Source organism: Mycobacterium sp. 1482292.6 (assembly GCF_001672995.1).
Classification (GTDB): domain Bacteria; phylum Actinomycetota; class Actinomycetes; order Mycobacteriales; family Mycobacteriaceae; genus Mycobacterium; species Mycobacterium europaeum_A.
Genome location: NZ_LZKV01000027.1, coordinates 1 through 16,362, shown reverse-complemented (window position 1 = coordinate 16,362; position 16,362 = coordinate 1). Strand labels below are relative to the sequence as shown.

The window sequence follows — 16,362 nt, the reverse complement described above, 5'->3', positions numbered from 1 at the left end:
TTCCGCCATCCGATCCCGCGCGCGGGTCAAGGCCCGGTGACCCTGCTCGGCGACGCCGCGCACACGATGCCGCCCACCCTGGCTCAGGGCACCAACCAGGCGTTGCTCGACACCATGGTGCTGTGCGGGGCACTGGCGGGCGTGCGTCGTGCGACAAACGTTCGCGGCGAAGACGTTTCGCGTGCGTTGCGGTCCTACGAGAAGACCCGGCGCCGGCGGGTCATGGCCGTGTCGTGGGCGGCGTCGTTGCCGGTGTCGCACGGTGAGCGCGTGCTCAGACCGGCCGCCCTGATCTCGGACCGGCTGCAGACCTCGGCGCTGACGACGTTTCTGCGCTTGACGAGCCATCGCCGGATGTCCGCTCAAATCAGCCGAAACTTGGGGGTAGTGGCGAAGATCCCGTCGAGCCCGTGAACGAACCGGCCGAATCCGTAAGGGTACGAGGCGATTTCGACTTGCCCTCGCGCTGGCTCTGGCTGTTGAAGTGGTGCGTGCTGGCCCTGCCGCACTACCCGATCCTGATCCTGCTCTACCTGGTGTATCCGCTCTCGACCGTGGCCGCGGGCGTGGTGATCCTGTGCACCGGGCGGTATCCGCGGCCGCTCTTCGAGTTCAACGTCGGGGTGCTGCGCTGGTCGTGGCGCGTGATGAACTACCGATTCCCGATGAACAGCACCGACAAGTACCCGCCGTTCACCCTTGCGTCCCGGCCCGACTACCCCGGAGACCTTACCGTCGACTACCCGGACCGGCTGAAAAACTGGGCGGTGCTGGTGAAGTGGCTGCTGGCGATCCCGCAGGTCCTGCTGTGCTGGTCGATGGAGGCGCCGCTACAGGTGCTCTGCGTCATCTCCGCGGTGGCGCTGTTGTGCACCGGAACCATCCCGCAGGGCATGTTCGATCTGCTGATGGGCATGGTGCGCTGGCGCTACCGAGTGGCGGTGTACGTGTCGTTGATGCGCGACGAATATCCGCCGTTCCGAATGGATCTGGGCGGCCGATGACGCTCCGGCAATTCCTGTTCCTGCATGTGTACCGGGTCGGCCAGCCGATTTTCGACCGGTTGTTCTACCACCGGTATCGGCGGGCCGCCCTGAGCAACGCGACCGGCCGGCTGTTGATGCTCGGCCTGGGGCCGGGAACCGACCTGAAGTTTCTGCCCGCGGCGGTGACGTCGGTCGCCGCGGTGGAACCCGAGGCGACGTTTCGGCGGATGGCCAGGCGGCTCGCGCAACGCCGTGGCATCGCGCTGGACATCGTCGAGGGCGTCGGTGAAGCGATTCCGTTCCCGGACAACGCTTTCGATTCCGTGCATATCGGGCTGGTGTTGTGCTCGGTCGACGACGTGGCCGCGACCCTGCGCGAGATCCGGCGGGTCCTCGTCCCCGGGGGCCGGCTCGTCGTCCTCGAGCACGTGCGCGGAGACGGCGCGACGGGCCGGTTCCAGGACCTGATCGCCCGGCCCTGGTCGTGGCTGGCGGGCGGTTGCGAGCCGAACCGGCGAACCCGCGACGCGATCGCCGCGGCCGGATTCGACACCACCGCGCTGCGCAGCGTTCCGCGAACGCCGGTGCCCTTCCCGTGCAAACCCCATCTGCAGGGATTCGCCATCCTCACTCGACGCTGACCGCCTCGATGATGGACAGGTGCGCCGCACGCCGTGCCGGTGGCACCGAGCCGAGCAGGCTGATCGCGAGCGCACCGAGCGTGAAGGCCAGCGCGAGCGGGCTCAGCCGAAAGCCGACCTCGAAGTTCATGATGTCCCGGCTGATGCGGCTGAACAGCCACTGGTCGGTCAGTCCGAGCGCAAGCCCCAAAACGCCGCCCACCACACCGATTCCGGCCGCCTCGGCCAGGACCATCCGCAAGGTGAATCGCCGACTGGAACCCATTGCCCGCAGCACGCCGATCTCGCGGCGGCGTTCGATCACCGACAGCGTCAACGTGTTGAGCAGTGCGACCGCGGCCACCGTCACGACGATGATCCACACCGCGTTGGCGATGAACATGCTCTGATGCAGGGGGGCCTGCAGCCCCGCCAGCGCCGCGGCACCGTCGTACACGTGGTTCGGCGCGGGCACCGCCGCGCGGACCGCGGCCACCAGGCGTTGCCGGTTCACCTTCGGCGCGGCGACGACCTGCAGCGTCGTCGCCGCCGGGCGATCGAACCACGCCCGCAGGTGATCCAGGTCGATCCCGACCGTGCCGATGACCGTCGAGAAGAACGGCACCAGGGCCAGCACGGTCGCCTCCCGTGCGCCGTGCGGCGTCTGCAGCCGCAGGGGCTCACCGGCCCGCAGGTGCAGGATCGCGCCCAGATTCTGGGTGAGCACCACGCCCCGGCCGGCGAGCACCTCGGAGCGCACTCGTTCGTCGAGCGCTCCGAACAGCGCATCGTTGCTGCCGGTGGCGAACCCGTCGAGCAGCACCCGGGTGCCGCCGACGACGGCGAATCCGAAGGCGCCCTCGGTCACTCGCGCCACCCCCGGAAGCGCGGCGATCTTGCCGGAAAGGCCTTGTGGCAGAGCGTCGGTGGGGTAACTGTCCGGGGGATCTGCGCTCACCCAGACGTCGGTGTCGGCGACCGGCGCGAAGATGCTACGGGCCGACCGGATCATGTCGGCGTTCGTACCGGTGATCACGACGGTGGTGAGCACCCCGATGAGCACGGTCATCACCGTCGCCCACACGCGCCGCGGCGCGCGTTGGATCGTCGCCGCCGCGAGCGCCCCGAACGATCCGAACGTGCGCGCCGTCGCCGCCGCGGCGTTGACGATGGGCCTGGTGAGCGCGAAGCCCAGGGCGATCTGCGCGCCCAACAGGGCGGCCATCGCGACGACGGCGTAGCTGCCGCGCTGGCCGGTGACGAGCACCGCAGCCACCGCGATCACCGCAACGGCGCCGACCCCGCAGGCGACGCGCAACCACCGTGGCACGACGTCGGCCGCCGAGGCGCCGACTGGGGCCAGCGCCTCGATGGGCGAAACCTTGTACACCTGACGCGCCGCCATCGCCGAGGCCGCCACGCTGGTGAGCACCGTCACCGCGAGCGCCAGCGGTAGCGCATAGCCGGGCAGCCAGTACTCGACGCGGGCTTCGAGCCCTTGCGTCACCGCCGGGGGCAACCGGCGAATCGCGATGTGGGCCGCCACAATTCCCAACGCGGACCCGACGGCCCCGCCGATCAGGCCGAGAACCGCGGCCTCCGCGAGCATGTCGCCGACGATGGCGACGCGCCGGCCGCCGATGGCGCGCAGCATCGAGATGACCGGCCGGCGCTGGGTGATCGCCATCGTCATCGTGGTGTAGATCAAAAACGCGCCGACCACCAACGCCACCGCGGCGCCCAGCAGGGCCATGTAGTTCATCAGCTTGACCCCGTCACCGGCGCGGGCCGCCCGGAAGCTGGGGGCCGCCACGATCGCGCGACCATTCACCGCGCCGGTGACCGCGGCGCGAACGGCTCCGAGGTCGGCGCCCGGCTTGGTGGTGATCAGTATCGAGTCGAGTTGGCCGGTGCGGCCGGCGGCGTGCTGCGCCAAGGCGAGTGGGGCGAGCACGTAGTGCCCGCCGTTGAGGTTCGCGTATTGCTTGCCCGCGAGCACGTCGGCCACCGTGACCGAGGCCGAACCCAGTTGGAACGCCTGGCCTTTCGCGTAGCCGACCCGCGGCCCGACCTGAACGCCGGACGGCGTCGCGGACAGCGCCTGCACGGGTCGGGACACCGCGTCTTTCAACGCCCCGCCCAGGGCGGCGGTGCTCGCATCGGCGCCCAGCAGCAGCACGGGCCCCGACGGCGTGGTTGCCGGCGTTCGAATCATCGGCGCCGCGGTCGCCACGCCCGGGACCGCGGCCACCTCGGCCAGGATCGAGTCGGGGAATCCGGCGTCGGTGATGCCCGACACCTCGAGCGCCGCGACGCCCGCGATCCCGTCGGCCAGCCGGCTCACCGACCCGGTGATCGACCCGAAGATGCCGAATACCGCCACCAAATACGCTGCCGATACCGCCATTACGGAGATCGACGCGACCGTGCGGCGCCTGTGTACGGTGAGCTCGCGCAGGCTGAAGACCCGCAGCCTGCTCGCCGTGGCCGTGATCGCCGATCCGGGTTTCACCCGGCGCCCGCCAGCACGTCGGAGCCGACCCGACCGTCCTGCAGGGTGATCACCCGGTCGGTGGCCGCGGCCGCGTCGGCGTTGTGGGTCACCATCACCACCAGCCGGCCCGCAGCGTCCTCGTGCGCCACCTCGGCCAACAGCGCCAAAATGGACGCCCCCGTGGCGGAGTCCAGGTTTCCGGTGGGCTCGTCGGCGAGAATCAGCGGCGGGTTCATCATCAACGCGCGCGCCACCGCGACCCGTTGCATCTGACCGCCGGACAGTTCGGCCGGGCGGTGCCCGGTCCGGTCGCCGAGCCCGACGCGATCCAGCAGCCGGATCGCCTCCGGTTTGGCGGCGCCCAGCCGGACCCCGTCGAGCAGCTTGGGAATGGCCACGTTCTCCCACGCCGACAGCGTCGGCAACAGGTTGAAGAACTGAAAGATGAAGCCCACCCGGTGATGGCGAAACCGCGACTGTTGCTCGTCGCCGAGTCGCCCGATCTCCTCGCCGTCGAACGCGATCGTTCCCGAATCGGGGGAATCCAGGGCCCCGAGCAGGTGCAGCAGCGTGCTTTTCCCGGCCCCCGAGGGCCCGACGACCGACACGAACTGCCCGTCCGCCAGCCACAGGCTGACCTCGTCGAGCGCCCGCACCGTCTGACCGCCGACCCGGTACTCGCGCACCACGTTGCGCAGTTCGATGGTCATCTCAACACCACGATGGGGACCGGTGAACGGTTCATGGACGAGCAATGAACCGACCGAGTGCCTACCTCGTTCCTTCAGGCATGCCCGGCAGGTACCGGGTGGCCGACCACATCGTCGGGCACCTCGCGGCAATCGGAGTCGACCACCTCTTCGGTGTGGACGGCGCCAACATCGAGGACGTGTACGACGCCGCGCACTTCCGCCCCGGCATCGACGCCGTGCTGGCCAAGCACGAGTTCTCCGCGGCCACCATGGCCGACGGGTACAGCCGCAGCGGGGCCGGGCTGGGCGTGGTGGCCGCGACCTCGGGTGGCGCAGCGCTGAACCTGGTTGCCGGGCTGGGCGAGTCGCTGGCCAGCCGGGTGCCGGTGCTGGCGTTGGTCGGCCAGCCCGCCGCCGCGATGGACGGTCAGGGCAGCTTCCAGGACACCAGTGGCGTCAACGGGTCGCCGAACGCCGAGGCGTTGTTCTCGGCGGTGTCGCTGTTCTGCCGCCGGCTGCGTAAGCCCGCCGACATCGTCGCGCTGCTGCCCCGGGCGATCGCCGCGGCACGTTGCGGCGGCCCGGCGGTTCTGTTGCTGCCCAAGGATATTCAGCAGGCGACCCTGGACTGCGCGCAGAATGGGCGGCCGGTCGAGGGCCCGCGTCCCATCGGCAATCCGGACTCGATCGCCGAAATGCTGCGCGACGCCAGCGGCCCGGTGACCATCATCGTCGGCGAGCAGGTCGCCCGCGACGACGCCCGCGCCGAGCTCGAAGCCCTGCGGGCGGTGCTGCGGGCGCGGGTGGCCACCGTGCCCGACGCCAAAGACGTCGCCGGCACACCCGGCCTCGGATCGTCGTCCGCGCTCGGGGTGACCGGCGTCATGGGCCACCCGGGCGTGGCTGAAGCGGTGGCCGGCAGCGCCGTGTGCCTGGTCGTGGGCACGCGCCTGTCGGTCACCGCGCGCACCGGGCTGGACGACGCTCTGGCGGCGGTGCCGACGGTCTCGCTCGGGTCGGCGCCGCCCTATGTGGCATGCCCGCACGTGCACACCGACGACCTGCGCGGCTCGCTGCGCATGCTGACCCAGGCGCTGTCCGGTCCGGGACGGCCCGCCAAGGTGCGGGTGCCGGGCCCGCTGCGGCCCACCGAGCTGACGCCGCCGCCCTGCGCGGGGCCGGGCCTGCGGTACCGCGACGCCATGGCGGTGCTGGACCGCGTCCTGCCCGACGGGGCCGACATCGTGGTCGACGCCGGCAACACCGGCGCCGCCGCGATTCACTACCTGCCGGCACGCCGCGGCGGCAGGTTCGCCGTCGCCCTCGGCATGGGCGGCATGGGCTACAGCTTCGGGGCCGGGATCGGAATGTCGTTCGGCCGCAACAACAGTGGCCGGCCCGGCGGCCGTACCGTCGTGATCGCCGGTGACGGCGCATTCTTCATGCACGGCATGGAAGTGCACACCGCCGTGCAATATCGATTACCGATGACCTTCGTCCTGTTCAACAACAACGCGCACGCCATGTGCGTGACCCGTGAGCAGTTGTTCTATGACGACCTGTACAGCTACAACCGTTTTCGTCCCAGCCGGCTGGGGGCCGGGCTGGCGGCGATGTTCCCGGGCTTGACGTCGGTGGACGTCAACGACGTCGATGGATTCGCGGTGGCCATGGGCGCCGCGCTCGGCATCGACGGTCCGGCGGTGGTCAGCGTCGAGTGCGACGCCGACGAGATCCCGCCGTTTGCGCCGTTTCTCGCGGCTACGCACGTCAAACGCGCTGCTGCGGAGAATATTTCGCGTGTTAAGGAGAACCAGACCAATGTCGCTGCCGGCGCTTGAGGATATCCCCGACCTGATCGATGGCGTCACGCGCATCGAAACCAGCCCCAGGGAGAAGGCCACGCCGATCATCATGGACATGATGCGGTCGGTATACCCACACGATGAGGTCTTCGGACAGTATTGCACCGTCAACGATTACATCGACTGTCCACCCGACGAGCTGTACGAGTACATGGCCGACACCCGCAGTCTGGAGGAGTGGACCTACAGCCTGCGCGGCTTCACGCCCACGGACGAACCCGGGCTGTGGCTGGCCCACGACCGGCTGGGCTCGGAAACCAAGATCTACACCCGCACCGTCGCCAACGCGCAGGCCCGGACCGTGGATTACCACTGCGCCTGGGACCAGGGCAAGCACCTGTGGATGATCTACCTGATGCGCGTCGTCGACGCGGCGACGGTCCTCGACAAGCCGGGATCGGTTGTGCTGTGGACGAATTGCCACCACCCATTCTATGATCACAACCCGTATCCCGAGACCGCGCCCGCCCAGCGCCCGGTGTGGGTCGGCGACTTCTGGGACATGTTCGGCGCCGGCCATCTGCTGGAGCTGCGAAACCTCAAGGCGATCGCCGAGTACCGCCACCGCAACGGGCTGCCGGTGACGCCCGTCTGGATGAGGTGAGCGGGCCATGGGTGGCCCAAGCGTCAGCCTGATCGACGTCTCCACGTACCTGCCGGGTGAGCCGATCCCCGCCGACTATTACGCGCAATTCGCCGAATCCGACGACCTGCGCGACAACGTGATGTTCCGCGCGCCGAAGTTCCGCCATCACGTCGCCGCGGACGAGAGTTCCATCGACATGATCGAACGCGCCGCCCAGGGCCTGATCGACCGGCACGGGCACGACGCCGTCGCAGGCGCCGACGTGCTGATCACCCACACCCAGGTGCCCGACATGGCGTTCTACGGCCAGGGCGGTGGCATCGCGCACCGGCTGGGCATGCGACCGTCCTGGGTGCTCGACCTGAACAACGGCGGCTGCGCCGCATTCGTGTTGGCGCTCAACGTGGCTCGCAAACTGCTGGCCGCGGGCGAAGGGCACACCGCGCTGATCGCGATCGCGCAAAACGCGGCCGGCCAGTTCTTCGATCAGCCGACGATTCGCCGCAAGGCGCAGTCCGCGGTGCCCGGCGACGGCGCCGCGGTGGGGCTGGTCACGGTGGGCGGCCACTCACCCATCCTGGACATCGAGTGCCGCACCTACGGCGAGTACGCGGGCGAAATGACGCTGTCCTACGACCCGCCCCGCAAGTGGTGGCAGGCCGGTCCCGGCGAGGGCAGCATCGGTTTCACCGAAAGCAAGATCACCAAGGTGCTGGCCCGCGGCAACCGGCAGGTCCCCGAGGTGGCGCTGGCGGTGTGCGATCGAATCGGCTTGGCCGCCAAGGACATCGACCTGCTGGTCACCAACCAGCCCAATCGGGCGTTCCTGCGCAACTGGCGTGACGCGCTCGAGGTGCCGAAATCAAGACACCGTGACACGTTCGACGAGTGCGGCAACCTGTTCGGCGCCGGCATCCCGATCAACCTGGACCGCGCCGTCTCCGGTGGTCAGCTCGCGGCCGGGGACGTGGTGATGATGGCGGCGTTCGCGCATGCCGGCGACTTCGCCGGCGCGGCCGCGGTGCGCTGGGGTGGTCGAGGCTGATGCACGCGGTGCCGGGCCTGATGGACGGCGAGATCCGCGAAGCGCTGCCCAACGCGGTGGATCCGTTTGCCTTGTCGCTCAACGAGAATCCGTTTCCCCCGCTACCGGCGGTCCGTGCCGCGCTGATCCGGTCCGTTCGCGCGGCGAACCGGTATCCGGAGTTCCTGCCGGAACGGCTGCGCGACATGATCGCCGCGCACATCGGTGTGCCCGCCGACCGGGTGGTGCTGGGTGCGGGGGCGACCGGCGTCGTGCTGCAGGCGCTGCGCGCGCTGACGTCGCCGGGTGACACGATGGCGATGGCATCGCCGACGTTCGACGGCTATCCGATCGTCGCGCAGATGGCGCGGCTCAATCCGTCACTCGTGCCGCTGGACGAGCGCGGTCACAACGACCTCGACGCGCTGGCCGACGCGGCCGCGCTGGCCCGCGTGGTGGTGGTGTGCCGGCCGCACAACCCGACCGGCACCATCGAGCCCAGGGCCGCCGTTTTCCGGTTTCTCCGCCGGGTGCCGCGCGACACCGTGGTGCTGCTCGACGAGGCCTATATCGAGTTCACCGCCGTCGAGCACCGTTTCGACGTGGCGGCGTTGGTCGCGCGTTTCCCCAACGTGGTGGTGGTGCGGACGTTCTCCAAGGCCTACGGGCTGGCGGGGCTGCGGATCGGCTACGGGGTGGCGTCGACGGAGCTGGCCCGGACGCTGTGGTCCCAGCAGCTGCCGTTCGGCATCGCGATCACCAGCTTGCTCGCGGTCGCGGCGTCGTATCACGCGGAAGACGAACTGCTGCGCCGGATCCGGTTGATCACCGCCGAACGCCGCCATCTGCGGAACCGCCTGAGCGCGATGGGGATCCACACCACCGACGCGCACGCGAATTTCATGTATCTGCCGTCCGGCGACGGGCGGTATCGGTCGTGGCGTGAGGTTTTCGGCGACAGCGGGCCGCGGGTGCGGTACTACGCGGACGGCGGCGCGCGGATCACCGTGGGCAGCCGAGCGTCGACGACGGCGGTGCTCTCGGCGTTGGGAAAGGCCACACCCGGGCGCCAAGTGCGGTAAGAAGGGGCGTGGCGCAATCACAACCGGAAAAGCGTGATCCGATCGCCGCGGCGCGGGCCAACTGGGAGCGCGCCGGGTGGGGCGACGTGGCACCGGGCATGGTGGCGGTGACCTCGGTGATGCGCGCGCACCAGATCCTGCTGGCGCGGGTCGAGACGGCGCTGCGCCCCTACGACCTGAGCTTCTCCCGGTATGAACTGCTGCGGCTGTTGGCATTCAGCCGGACCGGGGCGCTGCCCATCACTAAGGCCTCCGACCGGTTGCAGGTCCACGTCACCAGCGTGACCCACGCGATCCGCCGGCTGGAGGCCGACGGGCTGGTGCAACGGGTGCCGCACCCCACCGACGGGCGCACCACGCTGGTGGCGATCACCGACCTGGGTCGCTCCACGGTCGAGGACGCCACCGTCACCCTCAACAAGCAGGTGTTCGCCGACATCGGGATGACCGACACGGAATCGCAGAACCTGGCGGCGTGCATTGAAACGTTGCGGCGCAACGCCGGTGACTTCTGAGCCCGGCGGTTCTCAGCTGCCGCGCAGCATCTCGATGACCGCGCTGAAGTCCTTTTCGGCGTGGTCGGCGGCGAATTTCGCATAGATCTCGGCGGCGTGGGTACCCAGCGGCGCCGCCGCACCGCTGGAGGACACCGCGTCCATCGCCAGGCCCAGGTCCTTGTTCATCAACGCGGTGGCGAAGCCCGGCTTGAAGTCGTTGTTGGCCGGCGACGTCGGAACCGGCCCCGGCACCGGGCAATTGGTGTGCACGGCCCAGCAGTTGCCGGTCGCCCCGGTGATGACGTCGAACAGGGACTGCGCGGACAGCCCGAGCTTCTCGGACAGGATGAACGCCTCGCCGATCGCGATCTGCTGGACCGCCAGCACCATGTTGTTGCACACCTTGGCGGCCTGGCCGGCCCCGGCCGCGCCGCAGTGAATGATCTTGCCCGCCATGGGTTCCAGCACCGGCCGCGCACGCTGCAGCGCGGCCTCGTCACCGCCCACCATGAAGGCCAGCGTGCCGGCGACGGCACCCTTCACCCCGCCGGAGACGGGCGCGTCGAGCTGCGCGACGCCGTTGGACTCCGCCAGCGCATGCACCTCGCGGGCATCGTTGACCGAGATCGTCGAGCTGTCGATGAACAGAGCGCCGGGTCGCGCGGCCGGCAGGATCTCCGCGTAACAGCGTTTGACCAGCTCCCCGTTGGGCAGCATGGTGATGACGACGTCCGACCCGGCCACCGCGTCGGTGGCGCTGCCGAACCCGGTGACGCCGGCCTCCGTCGCCGCGGACAGCGCGGCGGGCACCGGATCGAAGCCGCGCACCGCGTGTTTGGCCGCAACAAGATTCGTCGCCATCGGCCCACCCATGTGGCCCAGGCCCAGGAAGGCCACCGTCAGGTGTTCGGTCATCTGAAAGACCCTTCTATGCGGTTGCGCGAACCCGTGCGGCTTCGGCCCGGCCGATGACCACCCGCATGATCTCGTTGGTCCCTTCCAGGATTCGGTGCACCCGCAGGTCGCGCACGATCTTTTCCAGACCATACTCGCGCAGGTAGCCGTAGCCGCCGTGTAGCTGCAGGGCTTTGTCGGCGACCTCGAAGCAGGTGTCGGTGACGTAGCGCTTGGCCATCGCGCACAGCTCGACCTTGTCGGGATCGTCCTCGTCCAGCGCATTGGCCGCCCGCCACAACATCATTCGCGATGTCTCGAGGCCGGTGGCCATGTCGGCCAGGGTGAACCTGATGGTCGGCTCGTCGAGCAGGGACGACCCGAACGCTTGGCGATCGCGGACATAGGCCCCGGCCTTGTCGGCGGCGGCCTGGGCGCCGCCGAGCGAACACGCGGCGATGTTGAGCCGACCGCCGTTGAGCCCGTTCATCGCGATGCCGAACCCGGCGCCCTCGCCGTCGGCGCCGCCCAGCATCGCCTCGGCCGGCACCCGGACGCCTTCCAGGATCACCTGGGCGGTGGGCTGGGCGTGCCAGCCCATCTTCTCCTCGAGCGAGCCGAAACTCAGCCCCGCAGTGCCCTTTTCGATCACGAAGGCCGAGATGCCGCGCGGGCCGTCGCTGCCGGTCCTGGCCATCACCACGTAGACGTCCGAGGCACCCGCGCCCGAGATGAACTGCTTGACGCCGTCCAGCACATAATCGCCACCCTGTTTGACGGCGCGGGTGCTCAGCGCGCTGGCGTCGGACCCGGCGCCGGGCTCGGTGAGGCAGTAACTGGCGATGACGTCCATCGACGCCAGCCGCGGAACCCAATCCTTGCGCTGCTCGGCGGTGCCGAAGGTGTCGATCATCCACGCGCACATGTTGTGAATGGACAGGAACGCGGCGGTGGTCGGGTCGGCGATGGCCAGCTGCTCGAAGATGCGGACCCCGTCGAGGCGGCGCAGTCCGCTGCCACCGACATCGTCACGACAGTAGATCGCCGCCATGCCGAGTTCGGCGGATTCGCGCAGCACGTCGACCGGAAAATGTTTGGCCGCATCCCATTCCAGGGCGTGCGGGGCGAGGCGCTTGGCGGCGAACGCGGCGGCCGTCTCGGTGATCACCCGTTCGTCGTCGTTGAGGGTAAAAGAAGCCATGAGAAACAGCCGGCCTAATCCATTGTGGGAATGACGAACTCGGCGCCGTCCTTGATGCCGGACGGCCACCGCGACGTCACGGTCTTGGTCTTGGTGTAGAACATGATCGACGAGGGGCCGTGCTGGTTGAGGTCGCCGAAACCGGACCGCTTCCAACCGCCGAAGGTGTGGTAGGCCACCGGCACCGGGATCGGCACGTTGACCCCGACCATGCCGACCTGCACGCGCGAGACGAAGTCGCGGGCGGCGTCGCCGTCGCGGGTGAAAACCGCCACGCCGTTGCCGTATTCGTGCTCCGACGGCAGCCGCAGCGCCTCTTCGTAATCGTGCGCGCGCACGATGCACAGCACGGGCCCGAAGATCTCGTCGGTGTAGATCGACATGTCGGGGGTGACGTGGTCGAACAGGGTGGGACCGATGAAGAAGCCGCCCTCGAGGTTGGCGTCGCCGAACGTCAGGTCGTCGCTGGCGCGGTCGCGGCCGTCGATCACCAGCTCGGCACCCGCGTCGACCCCCTGGGCGATGTAGTCGCGCACCCGTGCCACGGCCGCTTCGGTCACCAGCGGTCCGTAGTCGGCCTTGGGGTCCAGGCTGTGGCCCACGCGCAGGTTGTTGATCCGCTCGATGAGCCGGGCGCGCAGCCGGTCGGCGGTCTTGTCCCCGACCGGGACCGCGACGCTGATCGCCATGCACCGCTCGCCGGCGCTGCCGTAGCCGGCGCCGATCAGGGCGTCGACGGCCTGATCCAGGTCGGCGTCGGGCATCACGATCATGTGATTCTTGGCGCCGCCGAAGCACTGTGAGCGCTTGCCGGTGGCCGCGGCCCCCGCGTAGATGTACTGGGCGATATCGGAGCTGCCGACGAACCCGACGGCCTGGATGTCGGGGTGGTTCAGGATGGCGTCGACGGCCTCCTTGTCGCCGTGCACGACCTGGAACACGCCCGGGGGCAGGCCCGCTTCCAGAAAGAGCTCGGCCAGCCGGACCGGCACCGACGGGTCGCGCTCGCTGGGCTTGAGCACGAACGCGTTGCCGCAGGCCAGCGCCGGGCCGGCCTTCCACAGCGGAATCATCGCCGGGAAGTTGAACGGGGTGATGCCGGCGACCACGCCCAGCGGCTGGCGAAGCGAGTAGACGTCGATGCCGGGCCCGGCGCCCTCGCTGTACTCGCCCTTGAGCAGGTGGGGGATGCCGATGCAGAACTCGATGACCTCGATGCCGCGCTGGATGTCGCCCTTGGCGTCGGCCAGCGTCTTGCCGTGCTCGCGCGACAGCAGCTCGGCCAGCTCGTCGTTGTGGGCGTTGACCAGCTCGATGAAGCGCATCATGACACGCGCGCGCCGCTGCGGATTGGTTGCGGCCCAACCCTTTTGGGCCTCGACGGCCGAGGCGACCGCGGCATCGATGTCGGCCTGGCCGGCCATCGGCACCGTGGCCTGGACGCTCCCGGTGCTCGGGTCGAAGACGTCAGCGCTGCGGCCGGACCGGCCGGCGGTGCGCTGCCCATCGATGAAGTGCGGAATCTGTGTGGTCATGGGGCCCTCGGGTGTGGTTGAGCGCTTAAGCGGATACTTGGATATCCTAGTAACCCGGTTCGGGCCTTGGCAAGGTGGTCGCCGGTCTAGCCTGAGGGCGGTATGCGCACCATCGAGGCCGACTACCTGGTGGTCGGGGCGGGCGCCATGGGCATGGCGTTCATCGACACGCTGGTCTCCGAGACGGAGGCCCGCGTGGTGGTGGTGGACCGCCAGCACGCGCCCGGTGGGCACTGGACCATGGCCTACCCGTTCGTGCGGTTGCATCAGCCCTCGGCCTTCTACGGCGTCAACTCGTCGCGGCTCGGCAGCGACACCATCGACCAAGTGGGTTGGAACCACGGGCTTTACGAGTTGGCGACCGCCGGCGAAATCTGCGCCTACTACGACCGCATCATGCGCCGCGAGTGGTTGCCGACCGGGCGGGTCAGCTACTTCCCGATGAGCGAATACCTCGGCCAATACGGTGGGCAAGGCCGGTTCCGCACGCTGGCCGGCGCCGATTACGCCGTCGACGTGACGCGGCGCGTCGTCGACGCCACCTACATGCGGGTCACGGTCCCGGCGATGCGCCGCCCCCCGTACCAGGTCGCCGACGGCGTCGCGTGCGTCGCGCCCAACGACCTGCCCCGGCTCGGCGGGTACGAGCGCTACGTTGTCGTCGGGGCCGGCAAGACCGGAATCGACACCTGCCTGTGGCTGCTCGGTCACGGGATCGAACCGGACCGGCTGACCTGGATCGTGCCCCGCGATTCCTGGCTGCTGGACCGCGAAACCATGCAGCCCGGCTCGCTGTTCGCCGACAAGCTCAAGGCCAGCTTCACCGCACAACTGCGCGCGATCAACGACGCCGCCTCGGCGCGGGATCTGTTCGCGCGTCTCGAAGACGCCGGCGTGCTGTTGCGGATCGATCCGGCGATCCGGCCCGCCATGTATCGCTGCGCGACCGTCACCCGGCTCGAGCTCGAGCAACTGCGGCGCATCACCGACGTGGTGCGCCTGGGTCACCTCCTGCGGATCGACGCGGGCAGGCTGACGCTCGAGGGCGGCACCGTGGCGGTCAGCGGCGACGAACTGTACATCGATTGCACCGCGGACGGCGCCGAAAAGCGGCCCGCTACACCGATTTTCGACACCGGGACCATCACGCTGCAAAGCGTGCGCGGCTGCCAGCAGATCTTCTCCGCGGCGCTGATCGCCCACGTCGAGGCCGCATACCGTGACGACACCGTGAAAAACGATCTCTGCGTGCCCCTGCCGCATCCGGACACCGACCTCGATTGGTTGCGGCTGGCGCTGGCCGACTACACCAATCAGTTGCGCTGGTTCGACGACCCGGAGCTGATGGCGTGGCTGTCGGCGGCGCGCCTGGACCTGTTCGGCCATCTGATCGGCCACCTGCTGCCGTCGGCGTCGGCGAAGCCGCGGGTGCGCGAGCGGATACTGAGCATCGCCAAATCCGTGTTCTCGGTCACCGCCACCAAGCTCGACCAGCTCATGGCCGCCGAGGCCGCACTCGCTGCGCCCGTGTAACCCGAGTCGCTATTCATCGGGTGAAGGAGGCATGTGGCGGCAAGAAACGAGCCCGTCGGCCCGCGACCCCTGCGCGCGGTGCCCGAGGACGGCCATGACGCCGGCTACCCGAGCTGGGAAGCCGTGTACTCCGACAACGCGACCTGGGTGTACCGCACGCTGTTCGCGCGCGTCGGAAACCAGACCGACGCCGAGGACCTCACCGCCGAGGTGTTCCTGGCGGCGTTGCGGCCGCTGCGGCTGACCGCGAGCGTCGCCGAGGTGCGCGCATACCTGCGGGCGACGGCCAGGACGGTGCTGGCCGCACACTGGCGCGAGACGCTGGGGCGCGAGATAACCTCGATCGAGGACATCGAACAACCAGCCGAGGGCCAGGACGCCATCAGTACCGCGCCGCAGCGGGTTGCCCGGGTTCTGGACAGCCTGCCGGACCGCTACCGCCGGATTCTGGAATCGCGTTTCCTGCAGGGCCATTCGATCAAGGAGTCAGCCGCGGAACTCGGGATCAGCGTGGCCAATGCCAAGGTGCTCCAGCACCGCGCCCTGCGGCTGGCGGCCCAGGTCAACGATGGGGGCCAGCCATGAATGCGCGAGGGTTGCGACGTTATGTCGACGATCTGTTGCGGGGGCGCCGGCCCCGGCCGTTCGCGCCCGACGACTTCGAGGCGGCTCAGCTGCGCACGGCGATCGAGCTGCGCGCGGCGCGCGAGGGTGGTGACGCGCCCCGCCAGGAATTCCTGACCGACCTGCACCGGCGCCTCGCCGAGCAAATGTCCGGTGCGCCAACGGAACCGGCGCCGGACCGTCGCAGCACGCGCCGCCAGGTGATCGTCGGTACGTCGGCCGCCGCGACGGCGGCGGTCGCCGCGGTGTCCGTCGATCGCGCCCTGATCCTCGGCCGCGGCGGCGACGGTCACGGTCCCGAAGTCGCGGCCGGGCAACTCACGCCCAACGAGGGCAGCTGGCAGCGCGTGGCGGCCAGCTCTGATGTGCCCGACGGCGTCATGCACGCCTTCGACCTCGGCTCGGTGACCGGATTCGTCCGCCGGGTCGCGGGCGAAGTCCAGGCCGTCTCGGGAGTGTGCACGCATCAGGGTTGCAAGCTGTGGTTCGACGCACCCGACGACACGCTGCGCTGCCCGTGCCACACCACGTCGTTTTCGCCCACCGGCCAGGTGATCACCCATCAATTGCCGATAGCGCCAAAGCCCTTGCCTGCATTGATGGTTCGCGAGGCCAACGGCGGCATCGAGGTGTTCGCACCGGCGCGCCCCGAGCGGCCGGCACGATCGCCAAACATCTTCGAAGCATGGGGATATCCATGCCCAGAGATATGGCGGCGGGTTACACCGC

The 16,362-nt window shown here is 69.4% G+C and carries 15 protein-coding genes and 1 pseudogene; 11 read left to right on the top strand and 5 right to left on the bottom strand.

Annotation, left to right across the window (positions count from 1 at the left end; translation table 11 throughout):
- From A5624_RS01600 to A5624_RS01590, 3 genes are all read left to right on the top strand, one after another.
- The coding region (locus A5624_RS01600; protein WP_197497995.1) for an NAD(P)/FAD-dependent oxidoreductase at nt 1-414 on the top strand (414 nt) is incomplete at its 5' end.
- A complete protein-coding gene (locus tag A5624_RS01595) occupies nt 411-1,004 on the top strand; it encodes a DUF4389 domain-containing protein (RefSeq protein ID WP_066860484.1) in 594 nt (197 codons plus the stop codon). The genes A5624_RS01600 and A5624_RS01595, both read left to right, overlap by 4 nt.
- Nucleotides 1,001-1,627, top strand: a complete 627-nt coding sequence (locus A5624_RS01590; protein WP_066860481.1) for a class I SAM-dependent methyltransferase — start codon at nt 1,001-1,003, stop codon at nt 1,625-1,627. Before A5624_RS01595 ends, A5624_RS01590 begins: the two co-directional genes overlap by 4 nt.
- Here the strand turns inward: A5624_RS01590 and A5624_RS01585 are convergent.
- Nucleotides 1,614-4,118 carry an ABC transporter permease gene (locus A5624_RS01585; RefSeq protein WP_066860478.1) on the bottom strand — a complete coding sequence of 835 codons (2,505 nt, stop codon included), beginning with the start codon at nt 4,116-4,118 and terminating at the stop codon, nt 1,614-1,616. The two genes, A5624_RS01590 and A5624_RS01585, sit on opposite strands and share 14 nt — an antisense overlap.
- Nucleotides 4,115-4,810, bottom strand: coding sequence for an ABC transporter ATP-binding protein (locus A5624_RS01580; protein ID WP_066860475.1), 696 nt, complete (start codon nt 4,808-4,810; stop codon nt 4,115-4,117). Before A5624_RS01580 ends, A5624_RS01585 begins: the two co-directional genes overlap by 4 nt.
- Before the next feature lie 80 nt (nt 4,811-4,890).
- Here A5624_RS01580 and A5624_RS01575 point away from each other — a divergent pair, with 80 nt between their 5' ends.
- From A5624_RS01575 to A5624_RS01555, 5 genes are read left to right on the top strand one after another with little or no spacing between them, the layout of a single operon-like run.
- Nucleotides 4,891-6,633 carry a thiamine pyrophosphate-binding protein gene (locus A5624_RS01575; protein ID WP_232002184.1) on the top strand — a complete coding sequence of 581 codons (1,743 nt, stop codon included), beginning with the start codon at nt 4,891-4,893 and terminating at the stop codon, nt 6,631-6,633.
- On the top strand, nt 6,614-7,261 hold the full coding sequence (locus A5624_RS01570; protein ID WP_066860469.1) for a hypothetical protein: 648 nt from the start codon (nt 6,614-6,616) through the stop codon (nt 7,259-7,261). Before A5624_RS01575 ends, A5624_RS01570 begins: the two co-directional genes overlap by 20 nt.
- Before the next feature lie 7 nt (nt 7,262-7,268).
- Nucleotides 7,269-8,288 (top strand): 3-oxoacyl-ACP synthase III family protein, encoded by a 1,020-nt coding sequence (locus A5624_RS01565; RefSeq protein ID WP_066860465.1) that lies wholly within the window; start codon nt 7,269-7,271, stop codon nt 8,286-8,288.
- Nucleotides 8,288-9,349, top strand: coding sequence for a histidinol-phosphate transaminase (locus A5624_RS01560; protein WP_066860462.1), 1,062 nt, complete (start codon nt 8,288-8,290; stop codon nt 9,347-9,349). Before A5624_RS01565 ends, A5624_RS01560 begins: the two co-directional genes overlap by 1 nt.
- 8 nt (nt 9,350-9,357) lie before the next feature.
- Nucleotides 9,358-9,864, top strand: a complete 507-nt coding sequence (locus A5624_RS01555; RefSeq protein ID WP_066860458.1) for a MarR family winged helix-turn-helix transcriptional regulator — start codon at nt 9,358-9,360, stop codon at nt 9,862-9,864.
- A 12-nt stretch (nt 9,865-9,876) separates the two neighbouring features.
- Here A5624_RS01555 and mmsB read toward each other — a convergent pair whose 3' ends face one another.
- The 3 genes from mmsB to A5624_RS01540 are packed head-to-tail and all read right to left on the bottom strand — an operon-like array spanning nt 9,877 to nt 13,476.
- Nucleotides 9,877-10,761 carry a 3-hydroxyisobutyrate dehydrogenase gene (gene mmsB / locus A5624_RS01550; protein WP_066860455.1) on the bottom strand — a complete coding sequence of 295 codons (885 nt, stop codon included), beginning with the start codon at nt 10,759-10,761 and terminating at the stop codon, nt 9,877-9,879.
- 13 nt (nt 10,762-10,774) lie between these two features.
- Nucleotides 10,775-11,941 carry an acyl-CoA dehydrogenase family protein gene (locus A5624_RS01545; RefSeq protein ID WP_066860451.1) on the bottom strand — a complete coding sequence of 389 codons (1,167 nt, stop codon included), beginning with the start codon at nt 11,939-11,941 and terminating at the stop codon, nt 10,775-10,777.
- Nucleotides 11,942-11,955: 14 nt separating this feature from the next.
- Nucleotides 11,956-13,476, bottom strand: a complete 1,521-nt coding sequence (locus A5624_RS01540) for a CoA-acylating methylmalonate-semialdehyde dehydrogenase (RefSeq protein WP_066860448.1) — start codon at nt 13,474-13,476, stop codon at nt 11,956-11,958.
- A gap of 102 nt (nt 13,477-13,578) precedes the next feature.
- On the opposite strand from A5624_RS01540, the gene A5624_RS01535 reads away from it, so the two are divergent.
- The 3 genes and pseudogenes from A5624_RS01535 to A5624_RS01525 form a co-directional block, all read left to right on the top strand.
- Nucleotides 13,579-15,009 (top strand): NAD(P)-binding protein, encoded by a 1,431-nt coding sequence (locus A5624_RS01535; protein ID WP_066860441.1) that lies wholly within the window; start codon nt 13,579-13,581, stop codon nt 15,007-15,009.
- Nucleotides 15,010-15,042: 33 nt separating this feature from the next.
- Nucleotides 15,043-15,594: an RNA polymerase sigma factor gene (locus A5624_RS01530; protein WP_066860438.1), complete on the top strand. Its 552-nt coding sequence runs from the start codon at nt 15,043-15,045 to the stop codon at nt 15,592-15,594.
- Nucleotides 15,591-16,286: pseudogene (locus A5624_RS01525) on the top strand (Rieske (2Fe-2S) protein); the annotation flags it as partial. The gene A5624_RS01530 and the pseudogene A5624_RS01525, both read left to right, overlap by 4 nt.
- Nucleotides 16,287-16,362: the final 76 nt, after the last annotated feature.

Excerpts from the sequence above, each read along its gene's own strand:
- A5624_RS01565 (WP_066860465.1), top strand. The coding sequence starts at position 7,269 with ATGGGTGGCCCAAGCGTCAGCCTGATCGACGTCTCCACGTACCTGCCG.
- A5624_RS01560 (WP_066860462.1), top strand. The coding sequence starts at position 8,288 with ATGCACGCGGTGCCGGGCCTGATGGACGGCGAGATCCGCGAAGCGCTG.
- A5624_RS01570 (WP_066860469.1), top strand. The coding sequence starts at position 6,614 with ATGTCGCTGCCGGCGCTTGAGGATATCCCCGACCTGATCGATGGCGTC.
- mmsB (WP_066860455.1), bottom strand. The coding sequence starts at position 10,761 with ATGACCGAACACCTGACGGTGGCCTTCCTGGGCCTGGGCCACATGGGT.
- A5624_RS01540 (WP_066860448.1), bottom strand. The coding sequence starts at position 13,476 with ATGACCACACAGATTCCGCACTTCATCGATGGGCAGCGCACCGCCGGC.
- A5624_RS01545 (WP_066860451.1), bottom strand. The coding sequence starts at position 11,941 with ATGGCTTCTTTTACCCTCAACGACGACGAACGGGTGATCACCGAGACG.
- A5624_RS01575 (WP_232002184.1), top strand. The coding sequence starts at position 4,891 with ATGCCCGGCAGGTACCGGGTGGCCGACCACATCGTCGGGCACCTCGCG.
- A5624_RS01590 (WP_066860481.1), top strand. The coding sequence starts at position 1,001 with ATGACGCTCCGGCAATTCCTGTTCCTGCATGTGTACCGGGTCGGCCAG.
- A5624_RS01580 (WP_066860475.1), bottom strand. The coding sequence starts at position 4,810 with ATGACCATCGAACTGCGCAACGTGGTGCGCGAGTACCGGGTCGGCGGT.
- A5624_RS01535 (WP_066860441.1), top strand. The coding sequence starts at position 13,579 with ATGCGCACCATCGAGGCCGACTACCTGGTGGTCGGGGCGGGCGCCATG.